This window comes from Tatumella morbirosei (genome assembly GCF_000757425.2).
GTDB classification, from domain to species: Bacteria; Pseudomonadota; Gammaproteobacteria; order Enterobacterales; family Enterobacteriaceae; genus Tatumella; species Tatumella morbirosei.
The window spans coordinates 1,528,658-1,550,099 of the sequence record NZ_JPKR02000003.1 but is presented as its reverse complement, the minus strand read 5'-3'; the positions used below and the strand labels follow the sequence as shown (position 1 = coordinate 1,550,099).

At 49.3% G+C, this 21,442-nt stretch carries 9 protein-coding genes, 2 tRNA genes and 3 rRNA genes; 8 read left to right on the top strand and 6 right to left on the bottom strand.

The genetic code is table 11. From position 1 onward, the window contains the following. Nucleotides 1-25: 25 nt before the first annotated feature. The 7 genes from HA49_RS09990 (at nt 26) to HA49_RS09960 (ending at nt 8,752) form a co-directional block, all read left to right on the top strand. Nucleotides 26-1,565, top strand: a 16S ribosomal RNA gene (locus HA49_RS09990). A gap of 74 nt (nt 1,566-1,639) precedes the next feature. Next, nucleotides 1,640-1,716, top strand: a tRNA-Ile gene (locus HA49_RS09985). Between the two features lie 118 nt (nt 1,717-1,834). Beyond that, nucleotides 1,835-1,910 (top strand) — tRNA-Ala (locus HA49_RS09980). Nucleotides 1,911-2,091: 181 nt separating this feature from the next. After that, a 23S ribosomal RNA gene (locus tag HA49_RS09975) occupies nt 2,092-4,996 on the top strand. 265 nt (nt 4,997-5,261) lie between these two features. Further along, a 5S ribosomal RNA gene (rrf, locus tag HA49_RS09970) occupies nt 5,262-5,377 on the top strand. Together the 16S, 23S and 5S rRNA genes with 2 tRNA genes alongside form the textbook arrangement of a ribosomal RNA operon. Nucleotides 5,378-6,193: 816 nt before the next feature. After that, nucleotides 6,194-7,456 carry an MFS family transporter gene (locus HA49_RS09965; RefSeq protein ID WP_038022900.1) on the top strand — a complete coding sequence of 421 codons (1,263 nt, stop codon included), beginning with the start codon at nt 6,194-6,196 and terminating at the stop codon, nt 7,454-7,456. 78 nt (nt 7,457-7,534) lie between these two features. After that, nucleotides 7,535-8,752, top strand: a complete 1,218-nt coding sequence (locus HA49_RS09960; RefSeq protein WP_038022899.1) for a tetratricopeptide repeat-containing glycosyltransferase — start codon at nt 7,535-7,537, stop codon at nt 8,750-8,752. 84 nt (nt 8,753-8,836) lie between these two features. Here the strand turns inward: HA49_RS09960 and HA49_RS21170 are convergent, their stop codons facing one another. The 5 genes from HA49_RS21170 to trxC form a co-directional block, all read right to left on the bottom strand. Continuing rightward, on the bottom strand, nt 8,837-12,658 hold the full coding sequence (locus tag HA49_RS21170) for an autotransporter outer membrane beta-barrel domain-containing protein (RefSeq protein ID WP_169748770.1): 3,822 nt from the start codon (nt 12,656-12,658) through the stop codon (nt 8,837-8,839). 642 nt (nt 12,659-13,300) lie between these two features. Continuing rightward, nucleotides 13,301-14,656 carry a CDP-diacylglycerol--serine O-phosphatidyltransferase gene (pssA, locus tag HA49_RS09950; RefSeq protein WP_038022882.1) on the bottom strand — a complete coding sequence of 452 codons (1,356 nt, stop codon included), beginning with the start codon at nt 14,654-14,656 and terminating at the stop codon, nt 13,301-13,303. A gap of 74 nt (nt 14,657-14,730) precedes the next feature. Further along, nucleotides 14,731-17,427 carry a bifunctional acetate--CoA ligase family protein/GNAT family N-acetyltransferase gene (locus HA49_RS09945; RefSeq protein ID WP_046791739.1) on the bottom strand — a complete coding sequence of 899 codons (2,697 nt, stop codon included), beginning with the start codon at nt 17,425-17,427 and terminating at the stop codon, nt 14,731-14,733. A gap of 30 nt (nt 17,428-17,457) precedes the next feature. Then, nucleotides 17,458-18,159: a tRNA-uridine aminocarboxypropyltransferase gene (locus HA49_RS09940; protein WP_038022878.1), complete on the bottom strand. Its 702-nt coding sequence runs from the start codon at nt 18,157-18,159 to the stop codon at nt 17,458-17,460. Nucleotides 18,160-18,240: 81 nt separating this feature from the next. Further along, on the bottom strand, nt 18,241-18,660 hold the full coding sequence (gene trxC, locus HA49_RS09935) for a thioredoxin TrxC (protein WP_038022876.1): 420 nt from the start codon (nt 18,658-18,660) through the stop codon (nt 18,241-18,243). A gap of 175 nt (nt 18,661-18,835) precedes the next feature. Between trxC and HA49_RS09930 the strand changes: the two genes are divergently transcribed. Beyond that, entirely contained in the window at nt 18,836-19,828 is a 993-nt protein-coding gene (locus tag HA49_RS09930) for a tRNA/rRNA methyltransferase (protein ID WP_038022875.1), read from the top strand. Nucleotides 19,829-19,881: 53 nt separating this feature from the next. On the opposite strand, the gene emrB is transcribed toward HA49_RS09930, so the two are convergent. Further along, on the bottom strand, nt 19,882-21,429 hold the full coding sequence (gene emrB, locus HA49_RS09925) for a multidrug efflux MFS transporter permease subunit EmrB (RefSeq protein ID WP_038022874.1): 1,548 nt from the start codon (nt 21,427-21,429) through the stop codon (nt 19,882-19,884). Between the last annotated feature and the right edge of the window lie 13 nt (nt 21,430-21,442).

Here is a 21,442-nt window from a genome sequence, read left to right as displayed (position 1 = left end):
AACTCGTTTAAGCAAATCAAACTTTAAATTGAAGAGTTTGATCATGGCTCAGATTGAACGCTGGCGGCAGGCCTAACACATGCAAGTCGAACGGCAGCACAGAGAGCTTGCTCTCGGGTGGCGAGTGGCGGACGGGTGAGTAATGTCTGGGAAACTGCCTGATGGAGGGGGATAACTACTGGAAACGGTAGCTAATACCGCATAATGTCGCAAGACCAAAGTGGGGGACCTTCGGGCCTCACACCATCGGATGTGCCCAGATGGGATTAGCTAGCAGGTAGGGTAACGGCCTACCTGGGCGACGATCCCTAGCTGGTCTGAGAGGATGACCAGCCACACTGGAACTGAGACACGGTCCAGACTCCTACGGGAGGCAGCAGTGGGGAATATTGCACAATGGGCGCAAGCCTGATGCAGCCATGCCGCGTGTATGAAGAAGGCCTTCGGGTTGTAAAGTACTTTCAGCGAGGAGGAAGGCATTGCGGTTAATAACCGCAGTGATTGACGTTACTCGCAGAAGAAGCACCGGCTAACTCCGTGCCAGCAGCCGCGGTAATACGGAGGGTGCAAGCGTTAATCGGAATTACTGGGCGTAAAGCGCACGCAGGCGGTCTGTCAAGTCGGATGTGAAATCCCCGGGCTCAACCCGGGAACTGCATTCGAAACTGGCAGACTAGAGTCTTGTAGAGGGGGGTAGAATTCCAGGTGTAGCGGTGAAATGCGTAGAGATCTGGAGGAATACCGGTGGCGAAGGCGGCCCCCTGGACAAAGACTGACGCTCAGGTGCGAAAGCGTGGGGAGCAAACAGGATTAGATACCCTGGTAGTCCACGCCGTAAACGATGTCGACTTGGAGGTTGTGCCCTTGAGGCGTGGCTTCCGGAGCTAACGCGTTAAGTCGACCGCCTGGGGAGTACGGCCGCAAGGTTAAAACTCAAATGAATTGACGGGGGCCCGCACAAGCGGTGGAGCATGTGGTTTAATTCGATGCAACGCGAAGAACCTTACCTACTCTTGACATCCAGAGAACTTGGCAGAGATGCCCTGGTGCCTTCGGGAACTCTGAGACAGGTGCTGCATGGCTGTCGTCAGCTCGTGTTGTGAAATGTTGGGTTAAGTCCCGCAACGAGCGCAACCCCTATCCTTTGTTGCCAGCGATTCGGTCGGGAACTCAAAGGAGACTGCCGGTGATAAACCGGAGGAAGGTGGGGATGACGTCAAGTCATCATGGCCCTTACGAGTAGGGCTACACACGTGCTACAATGGCGCATACAAAGAGAAGCGACCTCGCGAGAGCAAGCGGACCTCATAAAGTGCGTCGTAGTCCGGATCGGAGTCTGCAACTCGACTCCGTGAAGTCGGAATCGCTAGTAATCGTAGATCAGAATGCTACGGTGAATACGTTCCCGGGCCTTGTACACACCGCCCGTCACACCATGGGAGTGGGTTGCAAAAGAAGTAGATAGCTTAACCTTCGGGAGGGCGTTTACCACTTTGTGATTCATGACTGGGGTGAAGTCGTAACAAGGTAACCGTAGGGGAACCTGCGGTTGGATCACCTCCTTACCTGAAGATACACTCCGGCGAAGTGTCCACAACAGATTGTCTGATAGAAAATAAAGAGAGCAGTAATCTTCTGCAGGCTTGTAGCTCAGGTGGTTAGAGCGCACCCCTGATAAGGGTGAGGTCGGTGGTTCAAGTCCACTCAGGCCTACCAATTCTTTCTCATACGGCGTTACGACTCCGGCTCGCATAGTACACTATGCGTCGCGAAGCCATGCCTTGTCTGAAAAAGAATTCAAGGTACTAAGGTAATCAGAAGTTTACCCATCGATGGGGCTATAGCTCAGCTGGGAGAGCGCCTGCCTTGCACGCAGGAGGTCAGCGGTTCGATCCCGCTTAGCTCCACCATCATTCAGTATGCTCACTGAATATTTATCTTAAAGATGACTTGCGAGTCATGTTTAAGATATTGCTCTTTAACAATCCGGAACAAGCTGAAAATTTGAAAACAATGAATAACGCGAGTTATTCAGAGTCTCTCAAAAACTTTTACGATTCATAGTCGTTGCAAGACGTCTGTGGGTTGTGAGGTTAAGCGAATAAGCGTACACGGTGGATGCCCTGGCAGTCAGAGGCGATGAAGGACGTGCTAATCTGCGAAAAGCGCCGGTAAGGTGATATGAACCGATACAGCCGGCGATGTCCGAATGGGGAAACCCGGTGCACTCAGTGCATCATCGCAACATGAATACATAGTGTTGCGAGGCGAACCGGGGGAACTGAAACATCTAAGTACCCCGAGGAAAAGAAATCAACCGAGATTCCCCCAGTAGCGGCGAGCGAACGGGGAGCAGCCCTGAACCATCATCAGTGTGTGTGTTAGTGGAAGCGTCCGGAATGGCGCACGATACAGGGTGAAAGTCCCGTACATGAAAATGCACATACTGTGAGTTCGAAGAGTAGGGCGGGACACGTGGTATCCTGTCTGAATATGGGGGGACCATCCTCCAAGGCTAAATACTCCTGACTGACCGATAGTGAACCAGTACCGTGAGGGAAAGGCGAAAAGAACCCCGGCGAGGGGAGTGAAAAGAACCTGAAACCGTGTACGTACAAGCAGTGGGAGCACCCTTTGGGGTGTGACTGCGTACCTTTTGTATAATGGGTCAGCGACTTATATTCTGTAGCAAGGTTAACCGTATAGGGGAGCCGCAGGGAAACCGAGTCTTAACTGGGCGTTAAGTTGCAGGGTATAGACCCGAAACCCGGTGATCTAGCCATGGGCAGGTTGAAGGTTGGGTAACACTAACTGGAGGACCGAACCGACTAATGTTGAAAAATTAGCGGATGACCTGTGGCTGGGGGTGAAAGGCCAATCAAACCGGGAGATAGCTGGTTCTCCCCGAAAGCTATTTAGGTAGCGCCTCGTGAACTCATCTCCGGGGGTAGAGCACTGTTTCGGCTAGGGGGCCATCCCGGCTTACCAACCCGATGCAAACTGCGAATACCGGAGAATGTTATCACGGGAGACACACGGCGGGTGCTAACGTCCGTCGTGAAGAGGGAAACAACCCAGACCGCCAGCTAAGGTCCCAAAGTCATGGTTAAGTGGGAAACGATGTGGGAAGGCTCAGACAGCCAGGATGTTGGCTTAGAAGCAGCCATCATTTAAAGAAAGCGTAATAGCTCACTGGTCGAGTCGGCCTGCGCGGAAGATGTAACGGGGCTAAACCATGCACCGAAGCTGCGGCAGCGACACTATGTGTTGTTGGGTAGGGGAGCGTTCTGTAAGCCATTGAAGGTGGACTGTGAGGTCTGCTGGAGGTATCAGAAGTGCGAATGCTGACATAAGTAACGATAAAGCGGGTGAAAAGCCCGCTCGCCGGAAGACCAAGGGTTCCTGTCCAACGTTAATCGGGGCAGGGTGAGTCGACCCCTAAGGCGAGGCTGAAAAGCGTAGTCGATGGGAAACAGGTTAATATTCCTGTACTTGGTGTTACTGCGAAGGGGGGACGGAGAAGGCTATGTCATCCGGGCGACGGTTGTCCCGGTTTAAGCGTGTAGGCTGAGATTCCAGGCAAATCCGGAATCTCTTAAGGCTGAGGCGTGATGACGAGGTGCTACGGCACTGAAGTGACAAATGCCCTGCTTCCGGGAAAAGCCTCTAAGCTCCAGGTAACACGAAATCGTACCCCAAACCGACACAGGTGGTCAGGTAGAGAATACCAAGGCGCTTGAGAGAACTCGGGTGAAGGAACTAGGCAAAATGGTGCCGTAACTTCGGGAGAAGGCACGCTGGCGCGTAGGTGAAGGGACTTGCTCCCGGAGCTGAAGCCAGTCGAAGATACCAGCTGGCTGCAACTGTTTATTAAAAACACAGCACTGTGCAAACACGAAAGTGGACGTATACGGTGTGACGCCTGCCCGGTGCCGGAAGGTTAATTGATGGGGTTATCCGTAAGGAGAAGCTCCTGATCGAAGCCCCGGTAAACGGCGGCCGTAACTATAACGGTCCTAAGGTAGCGAAATTCCTTGTCGGGTAAGTTCCGACCTGCACGAATGGCGTAATGATGGCCAGGCTGTCTCCACCCGAGACTCAGTGAAATTGAAATCGCTGTGAAGATGCAGTGTACCCGCGGCAAGACGGAAAGACCCCGTGAACCTTTACTATAGCTTGACACTGAATATTGAGCCTTGATGTGCAGGATAGGTGGGAGGCACTGAAGTACGGACGCCAGTTCGTACGGAGCCATCCTTGAAATACCACCCTTTAATGTTTGATATTCTAACGTGGACCCGTTATCCGGGTTGCGGACAGTGTCTGGTGGGTAGTTTGACTGGGGCGGTCTCCTCCCAAAGAGTAACGGAGGAGCACGAAGGTTAGCTAATCACGGTCGGACATCGTGAGGTTAGTGCAAAGGCATAAGCTAGCTTGACTGCGAGAGTGACGGTTCGAGCAGGTGCGAAAGCAGGTCTTAGTGATCCGGTGGTTCTGAATGGAAGGGCCATCGCTCAACGGATAAAAGGTACTCCGGGGATAACAGGCTGATACCGCCCAAGAGTTCATATCGACGGCGGTGTTTGGCACCTCGATGTCGGCTCATCACATCCTGGGGCTGAAGTAGGTCCCAAGGGTACGGCTGTTCGCCGTTTAAAGTGGTACGCGAGCTGGGTTTAGAACGTCGTGAGACAGTTCGGTCCCTATCTGCCGTGGGCGCTGGAGAATTGAGGGGGGTTGCTCCTAGTACGAGAGGACCGGAGTGAACGCACCACTGGTGTTCGGGTTGTCATGCCAATGGCATTGCCCGGTAGCTAAGTGCGGAAAAGATAAGTGCTGAAAGCATCTAAGCACGAAACTTGCCCCGAGATGAGTTCTCCCTGACCCTTTAAGGGTCCTGAAGGGACGTTGAAGACGACGACGTTGATAGGCCGGATGTGTAAGTGCAGCGATGCATTGAGCTAACCGGTACTAATGACCCGTGAGGCTTAACCTTACAACGCCAGAGGCGTTTTGCAGAGACGCAAAGATTTTCAGCGAGTTCCTGATAGTTAAATTAAGAATTAGCAGTGTCCTGCGGACATGAGTGTTATCCGTAAGAGCAGAGCGGTTTTAAGAATTAGCGGGAATGAAAGATTTTGTGCAGAGACAAGGCACTGACTGAGACGGTCTGAAGGAGCATACACAGAGTATGTGACTGAGGAACGCGAGGGAAGTAACGCAGTATCTGTATAAAAGATTCATTCCGAGCACAGAATTTGCCTGGCGGCTAGAGCGCGGTGGTCCCACCTGACCCCATGCCGAACTCAGAAGTGAAACGCCGTAGCGCCGATGGTAGTGTGGGGTCTCCCCATGCGAGAGTAGGGAACTGCCAGGCATCCAATAAGACGAGAAGGCCATCCTGACGGATGGCCTTTTTGCATTTGTGGTGCAGAAAAAGCAGTCATCAGACAGGAACTGTGGGAGAGACAGTGAAACGCCGCAGCGCCGGTGTCAGAATGGGGTCTCCCCATACGAGAGTAGGACAGAAGCATAGCTTCTGAACGCTGTCTGCGACAGCGGCCCGAAGGGCGGTTCACGCAGTGAGCCGTCAACTGCCAGGCATCCAATAAGACAAAAAGGCCATCCTGACGGATGGCCTTTTTTGCATTTGTGCCAGAGCAATGGTAATACTTTCTCCCGTGAACCAGGCAACAATAAAGAGACTTAAATACAAACAGTTGGCATAAGAAGATCTTCTGGATGGTTTGCTATTACTCTGCAGTCGGATCTGGTCACAACATTGGAATAAACAGGACTGAGAAGAGCCGAAAGCCTAAACCTGGATAGTTATGCAATATATTCGATATTCTATATTTTCTGATAATCTAAGGGGGAATGTTTTGTCAGCAAGTGGCAGGGTTAAGCAATCAATCAATTAGTTGATTATTTTATTTTTTTTAATGTTTTTAGATCAAATCATTGCATTTTAGTTATCTTGTCGCGTTTTTAACTGGAAAAATAAATATTCTTCTTATCTTATGCTTTGGGTGAATTTAATTTAACTTTAATATAACAAAAACGATAAATAAGCTTTACTTTAAACCTGTGATACTTATGCTTGGAGAACCAATAAATATCTAAAAAAAGACTAAGGCCACTCATGATAAAGAGTCAACTCTCTGCGGCCGCTACTGCAGATCCACAACAACCTATGACGAATATGCATCGCATAAAAGCTATCGTCGGTGCTTCCTCTGGTAATCTTGTCGAATGGTTTGATTTCTATGTCTACTCATTCTTCTCATTATATTTTGCTCATATCTTTTTCCCGGACGGTGATACGACTTCACAGTTACTGAAGACTGCGGGTATTTTTGCCGCCGGATTCCTGATGCGGCCAATTGGTGGCTGGTTGTTTGGTTACATAGCGGACCGCTATGGCCGAAAAAATTCGATGCTGATCTCCGTGTGTATGATGTGTTTTGGGTCCTTTGTCATTGCCTGTCTGCCCTCATATTCTTCAATTGGAGTTGCTGCACCCGCACTTTTACTGTTGGCCCGTATGTTACAGGGACTCTCAGTCGGAGGTGAGTATGGTACCAGCGCAACTTACATGAGTGAGGTGGCGGTCAAAGGGCGTAAAGGTTTTTATGCTTCGTTCCAGTATGTCACTCTGATTGGTGGACAACTGTTGGCAGTGTTAACTGTCGTTGTGTTACAGCAGATTTTGTCTGACCAGGAGTTACGGACGTGGGGCTGGAGAATTCCCTTTATCATTGGGGCAGTACTGGCCATTATTGCAGTGTGGTTACGTCGTTCTCTGCATGAAACATCCGATTCAAAAATTCGTCAGCATAAAGATGCCGGCAGTCTGAAAGGGCTGCTGACTCACCACTGGCGTCCTTTCCTGATGGTCATAGGATTTACTGCCGGTGGATCTCTTAGCTTTTATACTTTCACCACTTATATGCAGAAGTACCTGGTGAATACTGTGGGATTCAATGTCAAATCAGCCAGTCTGATTATGACTTGTGCATTACTTATCTTTATGTTCCTTCAGCCGGTCATTGGAGCGCTTTCAGATAAAATTGGTCGTCGTGCATCGATGTTAATTTTCGGTGCCGGAGTAACGTTATGTACCGTTCCTTTGCTGACATTATTGAAAATGCCAGGCAATAGTAGCGCATTTACCTTACTTCTGATCGTAGTCGCTTTGTTGATTACCAGTTTTTATACCGCGATAAGCGGTGTGCTTAAAGCAGAAATGTTTCCACCAGAAATCAGGGCGTTAGGTGTTGGGTTACCCTATGCTTTAGCCAACGCTATTTTTGGTGGTTCTGCAGAATACGTCGCGTTAACTCTGAAAGATGTTGGGACAGAAAGTTCGTTCTTCTGGTATGTTTCTTTGATGGGAGTGATTTCGTTCCTGATAGCGTTAGGGCTACACAGAAAAAATAAAGGCATTGAACTTTAACCAGTCAATCAACAGCCCCTCCCGGGGCTGTTATTTATGGTTTTAAAACCTTTGATTACTGAGCGATATGGAGTCGGAATGAGCAGTATCTGCCTTAATATGATAGTTAAAAATGAATCAGCTATTATTGCCGCGACCCTGCAAAATATTGTTCAGCATATGCCGATATCCTGCTGGGTGATATCTGACACCGGTTCTTCTGATAATACCTGTGATATTATTCGCCATTTTTTTGCTGAAGCCGGAATTGAAGGGGAACTTTACCAGGATGAGTGGGTGGATTTTGCCCATAACAGGAACCTTGCATTACAGCGTTGTCATGGGAAATCAGATTATGTGTTGTTTTTCGATGCAGACGATTTTTTTGAAGGAGAGGTCAACCATAAAGATCTGACTCATCATAGCTACTTTATGAATATGTGTGATGAAAGTAAAACCACATATTACCTGCGAAAATTACTGATAAAAAATGACCCGCGATTTAAATGGCGCGGAGTGCTGCATGAGTTTATTGAAGATCCTGTAAAAGATACCGGAACACTCTGTGGAAACTACAGAGTAATCTCAGGGCGCAAAGGTGCCCGGAGTCAGGAAAAAGATAAATACCTGCGTGATGCGGCAGTTCTCCAGGCGGCTTACCAAAAGGCTGCTGACCCGGATTTACAGCCCCGATATGCGTTTTACTGTGCGCAGTCATACCATGATGCCGCATTGTATGATGAAGATAATCGCCAACAGCTGTATCGAAATGCACTGCATTGGTACAAAGTGCGTCTGACCGAACAAGGTTTCTCCGAAGAGAAATATTATAGTCTGATGCGCATCGGACTGTTGTACGAACGTCTGGCTGATATTCCCGCAGCAATCCCTTTTTTACTGGAGGCTTTTCAGGAAAATCCGCTACGTACCGAAAGTCTTTATCATTTAGCCAGAATTTATAATCATCTCGAAAAGCATCATCTGGCTTATCAGTTTGCCCTGATGGCTAAAAAAGTGAAAATTCCGGAAGGCAACTTCTTGTTTGTTAACCATGATATCTATCATTTCTGGATTGATTATGAACTGATGATCAATGCATTCAAAGTGAAGGATTTTTCTGCCAGCTATGCTTATGCAAGAAAACTCCTTCTCGAAGACCGTAATGAGAATATGGCGGTCAGGGCAATCGCGGTGCTCCGTGATTTACCCGTTAATCTACGATCAGATTCGCTGCGTAACAAAAAACTACTTCGCCTCAGGTTGGATAAATACTCTCAGAATACTGCCGTAGAAGAACTTATACGGTTATTAAGCTAACCGCTGGTGTTATCGAAGGTACCACATGCAAAAAAATGCTGACCAGTAAACTGATCAGCATTCATATCTTTATTTTCTGCAATATCAGAACTTCAGTTTAAATCCAACGCTGCCTTGTAAGGTCTGATAATCATGACTACCTGTAGCATAAGATGTATTTACCCACAAACTGGCCTGACGGGTCAACGCTGCCTCAACACCCACTTTAGTTTCAAAGGCCGTTTTACCACCGATTGCCGCGACAGAAGTTCCGTCGAGCTGCGGTGTTTGGTTCTTACTGCTATTCTTGAGGTTAAACTCAACATAAGGCTGAACAAAACCATCTCTGCTGAGTGAAGTTATGTAACTCCGGACGCCCAGTCGGGTCTCTGTCGCCTTACCATTGCCGGTAATTCTGGTACCGGAATGCTCAGTGAAATCATCAGAGGTTACCCCAAGATAGGTGATCTGAGCCTGAGGCATGATCCAGAAACTGGTTTTATCATTACCTGTGACTTTCCAGGCATAACCCGTTTCGAATGCCCCAGTGATACCGCGCAGGTGATATTTTTCATCCTGCAATTGATCACCCGAAACCGTAGCATTAAAATCATTCCAACGTAGCCACGTATCGGTATACCATCCTGACTGATCCGCCGCATTCTCAAACCAGGTCAGATACATCCCGACACTATACCCATTAAGCTCACCTTTTGAACTGTAGCCGGTGACTGAAGATCGGGTTTTACTGTTGCTGTGACCGTATCCTGCCATTAAACCAAGATGGAAACGTTGTTGATTCACGTCCCATTGCGCAATATCGCCACCCATTTCTACGGAAGTATCATAGATACGTGTATTGAGCTGGCCATAGGCATGACTCTCGGTACGTTTACCGGTACTGCGAATCCAGAAGCTGTTGGCCAAATTACTGTTTTTGCCCTGGCCCATAATATTGTTTTCACCTACACGGTCATGCAGGGACATAGAGAACATATGGTTGGCACTCCAGGCATTGGCAGCATAACTACCCGTTTCCGGACGATAAACCGGAACATGGGGTTCACTGGGCCCTGTTGATCCACTGTTTCCTGTGGCACCGGTCTCACCAGTAGTACCGGTCTCACCAGTAGCACCAGTTTCACCAGTAGCACCAGTCTCACCAGTAGCACCGGTAGCGCCAGTCTCACCAGTAGCTCCGGTCGCGCCTGTGGCTCCTGTAGCTCCTGTAGCTCCTGTTGCTCCGGTAGAGCCTGTGGCTCCGGTGGCACCGGTAGAGCCTGTGGCTCCGGTCGCACCCGTAGCTCCTGTTGCACCGGTAGCTCCGGTCGCACCCGTGGCACCGGTAGAGCCTGTGGCACCGGTAGAGCCTGTGGCACCTGTGGCACCGGTCGCGCCTGTTGCACCGGTAGCTCCGGTCGCACCCGTGGCACCTGTGGCACCGGTAGCTCCTGTAGAACCTGTGGCTCCGGTAGCTCCGGTCGCGCCTGTTGCACCGGTAGCACCGGTAGCACCGGTAGCTCCGGTAGAGCCTGTGGCACCGGTAGCTCCGGTAGCACCTGTTGCGCCAGTCGCGCCAGTAGAGCCTGTGGCACCGGTCGCGCCGGTAGAGCCTGTGGCACCGGTCGCGCCTGTTGCACCGGTCGCGCCTGTGGCTCCGGTCGCACCGGTAGAGCCTGTTGCACCAGGCGCGCCAGTAGAACCTGTGGCTCCGGTCGCGCCTGTGGCTCCGGTCGCTCCGGTAGAGCCTGTTGCACCAGTCGCGCCAGTAGAGCCTGTTGCACCGGTCGCGCCAGTAGAGCCTGTTGCACCGGTCGCGCCTGTGGCTCCGGTCGCGCCGGTTTCACCTGTGGCCCCGGTAGAACCTGTAGCACCCGTAGCACCGGTCTCACCTGTGGCTCCGGTATCTCCCGTAGCCCCTGTTGTACCTGTCATTGAGGAGCTTTCCAGGTACCATGAGCCATCATCGGCATGCTGATTTAACAGATATTCATAATTACCTTTAACGACCCTTTTCTGCAGCAGAAATTCTCCGTCCGAACTTCCGTCAACTTTGATCAGTTCAAGAGATTCCTGGCCGGTCGGATTGTTTATATTCAGATTATTAATCCACACCTGATCATAACCGTTGCCAGTGACGTTACCTTTAATTTCAACGGTATCAGTATAAGATTTTCCATCGGCCCCGTTATCGCTGCTTTGTCCGGTGCCGGTCAGGTAAGAATCCATCAGCCAGAGATTATTCTGGGTGGTGTAATTACCTGAGATCACCATCTTATCGCCCGCCACTCTGTTCGCCATATCGATGGTTGCGCCGGAGGAAGTAAGATCTCCGCCGATGGTCAGTGTAGAGGGCGAAGAAGCCGTAGAATTGAGTTGAATCAGAGTATTGGTGGTGACATTACCATCCAGAGTGGTACTGCCATTGCTGATAAATGTCCCCTGCAGGTCAATTGCTGATTCGGAATCAGCACTGGCCGCCCAGGTGGAACCGTCATTAAGCGTTAATGTACTGCCTTTCGCCAGGTTAATCTGTGAAACACTGGCATTATCACCGGCAGCATGATTGAACGTGGTCGTATTGGTTGCACTGCCAATGTTAATCACTGATCCGTTTGTACCAGTAATATCACCGGCTACCGTCGGCTCTGCAACGACAGCCGAGGGTGAGGTAAGTAAATTCAGGGTATTAGCACCCAAAGCTACATCACCGTTCAGGCTGCCATAGTTATTCAGCCCGGAAGTAATCGTTCCGCTTGTTGAATATACCGAGTTAGTGCCGTTACCGGAGATAGTACCGTAGTTATTAAAGGTGTCGATGGTACCGCCGTTATACACCCCGTAATTGCTACCGCTAATCACCGCTCCATTATTATTGGTTAAAGTCGTCAGATAGGGGGTGAGTACCAGGCTGGATAGGGTTAATGGACTGAGGTTAATCCCGGTGCCTGATGAGGTTATCGTCCCTGAGTTGGTAATATAAGCATTGGTCACCTGCTTCGTGGTCAGAATATCGACACCAATGTTACTGCCAGAGATCGATGCATTGGCATTATTGACAACATAAGCCTCTGCGGCTGACGGAACCAGTAATTCTACGGCCGAAGCATGTGCTTTTAACACATTAGATGAGGATGTACTTAATGAACCTGTCTGATTAATAGTTCCGCTATTGGTTAAGCCGACAATATTATTATAGGAGTAGGCATAGGTACTGAGCGGGCGAAATGCACTTGATGAACTGGTGGCAGCATCCCTGAATGAAATCCCCCAGCCTGAGGATGAATTTATCGTACCATTATTAACAATCAGTTGGTCTACCGGACTGTCATCAGCATCCATACCAATAGCACTACCAAAGTCCAGCGAACTTGTACTGGATGTTCCAGTGTAGTTAACCGTTCCGTTATTGATAATAGTCATTATCGGTCTGGCATCTGGTGTGATCCAGCTAGCAACAACTGATGTTCCATTGCCATTTGTTGTATAATAGCCAGTCCTGGAATAAATGACAGGGCGGGTTAATGCCGAACCACTGACGGTCACGCCGTCCTCAACTGTCGTCAGCATACGAGTGTCTGATCCGCCATTTGTCCAGCGTAAGACCTGAGAGGTTTCGGCCGCTATTTTTGGACTAAACTCCAGCGACGACCCATAGCCAGCATAGGAACCACTTATCGCGGTAGTTACAGTATCCGAAGTACAATCAATCGTAGCATTCTGAATATAAGAACCACTAAATCCATTAGTATTGGTTCCATTATTTGAGGTACATGTGGCAAATGCACTGACTGGAATTGCAGATACCGCTAATGCTGCAGTCACGACTAATCTGCTACGACCTTTCCCCTGCCGACTACCCAGTTCAGAACATACCACCCAGGCTCTTTTAGCCTGGCACCATACTAACCGGTATATTTTATTCATTTCATTTACATCCGTATCCATGCATCATTGCAGGGGATTCCCTGTTAATGATTATTTTTATTACGAATCTGTGAAATAGAAAATGAATACCTGCAACAATTAAATGATTATTAACAAGGTGGTCGGTGGAAACAAATTAATACCACCCCGGATAATAATTATCGAATGGCTGTAGTAAAACTATTTCACAGCTGTGTGTAGCCCGTAAAATAACGGGCGGTTATTTTAAATTAAAAGTAATTATTTATTTTGTTAATAACCACAGGTAAAAATCCGTGGGTAGGTGTGGCTTACCGGATACTGCCTAAAAAGTTTTAGAATATTTTTATAAACATTAGGAAATATCTCATAACATTAATCCTACGTGATTAAAGCTATGTAAGCAATCTGTAGCTAATTGTTAATGATAGTAATAACCAATCAACACCACCGATTTGATAGAATTTGTTGATAGCCGAAAACTGACTTCTGGGTTATTAGCTACTGGTAATGCTGACTGAAAAGACACAGGGAAGCAGAGAAAATCAGAGGTTCCACCAGCATTTTGGCAACTGTGTATTCAGTGTTCGGAGGGATAAAGATATTAGCAGATGAGAAAATGATAATCAGGCAGTAAACCCCGTAATAACGGGGTTACAGAACTCAGAGAATCCGGCCTATCAGCCTATCCATACGGATGCGTCTCATCCTGCGGATCAGTTTCTTTATTCGTGCAGGGTACTCTGCAATACTCTCCAGGTCATTGTAGTGTGCGACCACCGAAGTATGCTGACGTATCAGAGCAAGTTCTTTTACTTTTTGCTCCAGTAACTGGTGACGAGGATCATGGACCAGGATGGCATTTTCCAGATCCAGTCGCCATGCCCGAGGATTCAGGTTATTACCGGTCAGCAGCATCCATTCATCATCGACCCAAATACCTTTCAGGTGATAACTGTTGTCTCCGTCTTTCCATAAACGTACCGTCAACTGCTTGTTATCAATGAAATACTGTAGGCGGCTGACAAACCGACGCAGATTGATTTCATAAAGATACGGCAAAGCCCCGATTATTTTAAAGGGTTCCTGAGGCGGAATATAAAAATCATTCGCAGTTTTATCGCCAATGATTATTTCAACCTGTTTACCCTGACGCAGCAGGCGGATGATGTTACGAACCAGTATCGCCGGCAGATTAAAATAAGGAGTGCAGATAGTTAATTTATGTTCGGCACAGGGCATCAGATGGAAAATCGTCTGATTCAGGATATTGCGTTTACCCAGGCCGACTAATGGCGTCACACTAAGCTCACCTTCCTGCGCCTGAGGTTCAAACTGATAGTTAAAGGTACGCAATTCCTGGCGGAACAAGCGGGTTTCATTTTTGATTTCCGGACTGGACGGTCTCTCGCTCTGATCCAGACGATGAACAGCTTCAGCCTGCTTCAGATTAATTCCGATCCATTCAAACATCGTGTCTGCCAGGGCTGAATTACGGATGATTTGATATCGATCGTAACGGTAGCGCTCCTGTTGATGGAGGTAAACATTGTTCAGGCTGGCGCCACTATAAATCACGCAATCATCGACAATAAATCCCTTCAGGTGCAATACACCCAGGGCTTCACGGGTATTCACCGGAATTCCGTAGACCGGAATGGCGATATCAGGATTGGATGACGCCATTTCGCAATACCAGTCGGCATTGGTTGAACCTTTGGCTGCACCGATCCGTCCACGCTGGGCGCGATGCCAGTCAACGCAAATACTGATATCCAGTGCCGGATTAGCTCGTCGGGCGGCGTAAAGTGCATCCATAATACTCCGGCCGCCTTCATCATTTTCAAGATACAAAGCGACAAGACAAATGCGCGTCGTGGCGGAGGCAATTTTTTCCAGCAGGGTACGGCGAAACTCAGCCGCAGAATAGAGCATGGTGAAATCAGCGGCTGATTGCGAAAGTGCGGGCAGTTGCGCGAGGTACTGTTGGTGATTATTGAGTTTAAATTTTGACAACATCACAATGCGCTTCTTCTCTGTTCAATGTATTGTCATCACTGACAATCTCATGGCCTTAACCTTGAAGTGTAACATTAACCATGTGCTGTCGTGACAATTTTACTCTTCTGTACGTTTTTTTCGGGCGCCTGCAGGGCAAGTTGCAGAGTAACAATCCCTTCATCCATCTGTCGCTCAATGCTGAAATTCAGCTTACGTGCCAGAGTGATCATTCCCTGATTATTTGGCATGGTAATACCATTTAGCTGCTGCAGGCCATGCTGACGGGTATATAGGATCATTTTTTCCAACAGCAGTCGGCCAAGACCGATATTTTTCAGATCAGATCTGACCAGGATTGAAAATTCTGCATCAATATTATCAGGATCAGAAATGGCCCTGGTGACGCCGATGATCTCGTCATGATCTTCAGCGGTATAAACAGCGACGATTGCCATTTCCCTATCATAATCGATCTGTGTCATGTTGGCTAAATCTTCATGAGTGAACTCATTGATTTCACTAAAATAGCGATAATAGAGATCTTCTTTTGTCACTCTGGAAATGAACTCTTTTAGTCCGGGTTCATCTTCCGGCAGTATTGGGCGGAACAGACATTCGCGACCATCTTTCAGTATCACACTCTGTTCAAGGCGTTGCGGATAAGGGCGAATGGCCAGTCTGGATTCACTTTCACCACTAAATTCTTTCAGGGATACAGTGGCATCGAGTAGGGTGAGATCATTCCCGGAAGCCAGTAAAGGATGAATATCCAGCCACTCGATTTCCGGACAGTCGATAATCATATTAGAAATATGCACCAGGCACTGGCTAACCGCACTGATATCCAGGGCCTGGAGTGAATTTCTGCCACGTATCGCACCGCGTATGATGGCCTGATTCACGAGGTTTTTTGCCAGGGTCATATTCAGAGGGGGGAGGGCAACGGCTGGCTGCTGGTCTGTCTGCCATTCACCATTTCCTTCACCGAGAATGATTACCGGGCCAAACAATGGGTCAGGTTTTACCGAAATTCTCAGTTCTTCAGCCCCGGCACGCCGGGCCATACTTTGAACGACCAGACCCTGAATCTCAGCTTTCGGCCATGCGGTTCGGGCGCGGTATAATATGGCATCTGCCGCGCTGGCCACCTCTGCGGCAGTATGTAAATAAAGCATGACTCCCTGGATTTCCGATTTATGTGGAATATCCGGAGAGCGTAATTTTAGCGCTACCGGATAACCAATATTGTCGGCAATGACCACGGCTTGTTGGCTGTCGGCAGCAGCCCAGGTTGACAAAGTATTTATCCCGTATCCCTGAAAAATAGCCTGTACTTCATGGGTATCCAGACGGTTTCGACCTTCAGCCAGCGTCTGCTGTAACAATTGGCGAATATTGATACGTGTTTGTGGTAAACGAGCGGGCAGTGAAGGCGTTTCCCGTAATTGCTTCTGGTTACGCCGATATTCGACCATATGCATAAATGCAGTAACCGTGCCTTCAGGAGTTCTCCAGGTGGGTATACCTGCCCGGGTGAATGCCGCCCTGGCGTCACGTGACGAGTATTCTCCTCCCCAGTTGGTTAGCAAGGTCATTTGCCGGCCACGGGGGTGCTGTTTGACCAGTCGGATAATTTCATTGGCACTTTCACTGGCCGGAGAAACTGCGCTGGGGGCATGAATAATCATCAGTGCATCCAGCGCATGACTTTCCAGCAACGGACTGATGACCGACAGGTAGCGTTCTGTTGTGGCATCATCTTTCAGATCCAGTGGGTTGCCTGCACGTACTGACGGAGGCAATACTTTATTCAGTGCTTCGGTCGTAGCCTGGTCCAGGCAGGCTAATGTGCCGTTACGTTCGGTGAGTTCATCCAGAGCCAGTGCTGCAGGTGCAGCACCGTTGCTGATGATAAATAACCGTTCGCCACGGAGCGGACGCATGTGGTTGAGAGTCTCTACCGCAGAAAACAACTCATGCGTATCTTTGACCCGCAGCATCCCCGCTCGCTGAATGGCGGCATCCCATGCGGCATCCAGGCTGTCGGTTGTGCCGAGGAATTGCCTGGCCTGACGACTTCTGCCACTTTTGATTACCAGAATAGGTTTATTACGTGCAGCACTACGTGATGAAGAAACAAACCTCCGGGCATCTTCTAAATGCTCCAGAGACAGTAGTATGGCGCTGGTTTTGCTGTCTCTGGCAAGGAAATCGAGTAAATCATCGACATCAATATCTACGCTGTCTCCCAGGGCGATAAACCAGGAAAATCCAAGGCTACGTTGTTGTGCCCAGTCCAGTAGCGTATTAGAAACTGCTGCTGATTGTGAAATAAACGCCAGTTTTCCGCGCTGAACGGGTACCGGAGAGAAACTAGCATTGATTCCCTGCCACGGAGAGAGCAGCCCAAGGCTATTAGGCCCTAGAATACGGATATTCCAACGCGCCGCACACTCTTTTAATTCATTCAGCTGTTCGCGGGGAGCAGAAAGGATGATACAAGCCCGACAGCCTTTCTCACCTAATTGCTGCAGAATTTCCAGATTTCGTTGGGAATGGGTACAAATGATGGCAAGGTCAGGAACACAAGGCAGCCTGTCAACCGAAGGATAAGCCAGCACGCCACACACTGCCTGCCATGCAGGCGTCACAGGGAGTATGGGGCCATTAAATCCTCCTGCCAGCAGATTCTTCATCATCAGATGGCCGGCCCGTTCAGGTTTTTCGGACGCGCCAATCACCGCGATGGAACCGGGTTTGAGTAATGCTTCCAGACCACGCTGACTCATCTGTATCCTCCCTGTGCTGAAGGTCGTAGTTTATCTGTTTTCGGAGCGTTTTTCTGTGAGGTATGTCTGATGTGACGCTTTGCCCGCCAGATATCGATGTCGAAAACGTTCAAAGTGAGCCAGCAATCCTGCAGCTGCTATGTTATCTCCTGCCTGTTCCAGCAGTGCTATCGCGACTTCTGCGGTACAGTGTTGACCGTCTGTCGGCGATTCCCGCAGGCTGTAGCGAGAAGGCCGGGTCATATTCAGCGACATTATCGGAAAACGGTCGAGCCATGGACTTTTACGGAACATTTTTGCGGCTTCGGTCCAGGTACCATCCAGCATGACGAACAAGGGTGGTTTACCTGTGAGCGGTGGGGTAGTGATCACTTCGCGGCCCGGGGCTGCATAATGTCCGGGAAATACCACCAGAGGCTGTACGCTGTCATCACTGACAGTCGCCAACAATTGCTCTGGCGGTGCTGTACGTGACCATTCGAACGCGGTGGTCTGAGGCAAAATATCGGCAATCAGGCGACCAGTATTACTGGGTTTAAGCGGCTCAGTATCGAACATCACCAGACAGAACTGGCTGCGGGCAGATGCCGGCGTGATGGTAGTGCATAAGCACTGTGCTACCGGTAACAGACAGCGCTGACAACGAACAACCCGGTTTCCCCTGGCGAGGAACGGGCGGGTTGCTCTTGCCAGCCGTTGTGCCCTGAGGCTCAGGACGGCATTATCCAACATAATTTTTCACGATCAGGAAAAAGCGCAGTGTAATCGAAAAAAGCTGACCTGCGTAGTCTGACGGAAAGCTTTCATCGAAAATTACAGGGATTCGTCCAGCCACTGTTTGAATGAGGCTTTGGGTAAAGCTCCCGCCATGGTGTCGACATGCTGTCCTTTCCTGAAGATCATTAAGGTCGGAATACTGCGGATACGAAAACGGGCACTTAACGCGACCTGCTGTTCAGTGTTCACTTTGATAAAACGGACCTGTTCTGCCCGTTCTTCAGCAACATCTTCGAACACCGGAGCAAACCCGACACAGGGACCACACCAGGGTGCCCAGAAATCAATCACTACTGGCAGATCATCCTGTAACAGTTTATCCAGCGTCTGTTCAGTGGCGTTAATAATTTCTCCGTCAAACAGGGGTTCTTTACAACGCCCACATTTCGCGGACTCACTGATCCTCTCGTCCGGCAGGCGGTTGGTGGCAAGACAGTGGCTGCATACGGTATTCATCATGACCTCTGATTAGGATTGTCGCAAAATATTGCGTATGATTATCAGGCATCCTGAACAGTTGAACCAGCAGGATCTGTCGATGGCTATAATAGATGACAGCATCAAAGTCAAAGTTGATAGATTAGCAGCGTGACATCAGGTAATCTTCGCGCTCCAGGAACAGGAGGACACAATGAATGACGATGTAAAAGGCAAAAGCAGTAAAGTAAAAGTGATGTATGTTCGCAACGAGGATAATACCCGTCAACGTACCGGTAACCCGCGGACAGGCAAAGGAGGTCATTCTCCGTCACGTCAGCAGGAGCCTGGTCGTCGTCAGGAAGAAAAATCCCGTTCCCCGTGGCGAACAGTTTCCCGTTCCCCGGCAGAAGAGCCAAAAGTATTGCCAACTGAGACTGGCCCGCGGCCAGTTATCGACCCTGAGGTTATCCGCAAACAGCGCCAGGAAGAAACCCGTGTGTATGGTGAAAATGCCTGCCAGGCTCTGTTCCAGAGCCGCCCTGAAGCGATTGTTCGTGCCTGGTTTGTTCAGAGTGTTACCCCACGCTTTCGTGAAACCTTACGCTGGCTGGCCGCTAACCGTAAAGCCTACCATGTGGTAGAAGATGCTGAGCTGGTAAAAGCCTCTGGCACTGAACATCATGGTGGTGTCTGCTTCATTATTAAGAAACATATGGGGCTGGGCGTCAGCGAGTGGCTGGAACAGGCCGCAGAAAAAGAGTGTGTTCTGGCTTTGGAAAATGTGGGAAATCCGCATAATCTTGGAGCCATTATGCGTAGCTGTGCCCATTTTGGCGCAAAAGGCATCCTGGTGGATGATGCTTCTCTGCTGGAGTCAGGAGCAGCGGTGCGTACCGCAGAAGGTGGAGCTGAGCATGTACAGGCAATAACAGCGGCGAGTTTTGCAGAAGGACTGGATGCGTTTCGCCACGCCGGTTACACCATTGTGACAACTTCCAGTCATCAGGGCAGCCCGTTGTCTGCAACTGTGTTGCCTGAAAAAATGGTACTGGTACTGGGGCAGGAAAGTGACGGGCTAAAAGAGTCTACCCTGAAGCAGGGCGATATCAGCCTGTCGATTGATGGAACCGGAAGTGTGGAAAGCCTTAATGTCTCGGTTGCCACCGGGATTCTTCTGGCCGAATGGTGGCGTCAGAATCATTAAGCAGTCAAAAAAAGCGCCTGACGGCGCTTTTTTTATCCTGATAGTCAGCAGAGTTAATGTGCACCTCCGCCGTCACTTTGTTTACCTCCGCCGCTGCCAAACGGGGGTTTGGCAAACCAGATAGTGATCAGCAACAGAATAAAGATCCCTCCCGCGGCCCAGAAAATCTCGTTAGCAGAGATGATTAACCCCTGACTGGTAATTTGCTCAGCAATATACTCAGAAGCCTGCTGGTGGCTCATTCCCATTGATTCCAGCTGTTGGTACATATGACTGGCATTTGGATTAAAAGCAGTGACGGATTCTGTCAGTTGGCTGTGATGCAGTGACTCTCTGTCGGTCCACAAAGTGGTGGTGATTGAGGTCCCGATTGAACCTGCCAGGGTTCGCAGAAAGTTAGACAGACTGGAGGCGGCAGCCATTCGTTCCGGAGGCAATCCGGATAAGGTTATCGTGGTTAACGGCATAAAGAAGCACGCAACAGCAAAGCCCTGGATAAACTGCGGCCATGCAGACGCCGCGAAATTCATTGCCGGTTCAAACGTATAAGCTCGCCAGTAAAAGCAAACGGCATACATAATGAAACTGAAAGTCACCAGCCATCGCATATCGATTTTATGCGCAAAACGGCCAATAATCGGTGACAGGATGACCGGTAATACCCCCACCGGGGCAGACGCTAACCCGGCCCAGGTCGCAGTGTAACCGAAAACTTCCTGTAGTAACTGTGGCAACAGTACGATTGTTCCAAAATAGAGCATGTAAGCGAGACTGATTGAGACACAACCAATGGTGAAGTTTCTCGATTTAAATAAAGATAAATCGACGATTGGATGATCATCTGTCAGTTCCCAAATTAACAGGATAGAGAGTGCGACCACAGCAAAAACCGTCAGAGTGATAATCTCTGTTGAGTTGAACCAATCCAGTTCTTTACCCCGGTCCAGCATGACCTGCAGACAACCAATTCCCACTACCAGACAAACCAGCCCCACCAGATCGATCGGCTGTCGGGTAATTTTTGTTTTTCTCCCACGTATTGTTTGCAGACTTAAGAATATCACTACCATACCAATCGGTACGTTAATGAAAAATATCCAACCCCAGTGATAGTTATCACTGATCCAGCCACCAAGAATCGGACCACAAATCGGCGCCACGATCACGGTCATTGCCCATAACGATAGGGCAATACTGCGTTTAGCGGGAGGGTAGTTATTCAGCAGTAAACTTTGTGAAAGAGGAATCAAGGGGCCTGCGACCACCCCCTGGATGACACGGAAGAAAATCAACATTGTCAGACTGTTCGACATCCCGCATGCCCAGGAAGCGATAGCAAATGCCACGGTGGAAAGCATAAACAGTCTGACCTCTCCAAACCGTCGGGCCAGCCAGCCGGTCAACGGAATAGAAATGGCATTAGCGACTCCGAAAGAGGTGATAACCCAGGTCCCCTGGGAGTTTGATGCGCCCAGGTTACCTGCAATGGTCGGTATGGCTACGTTGGCAATAGTCGAGTCCAGCACCTGCATAAAGGTTGCTAACGACAAGGCAATCGTCATCAGTACCAGTTGGGTACCTTCGAGCGGTTTCTGCGCCATGGTTTTCTCCGCG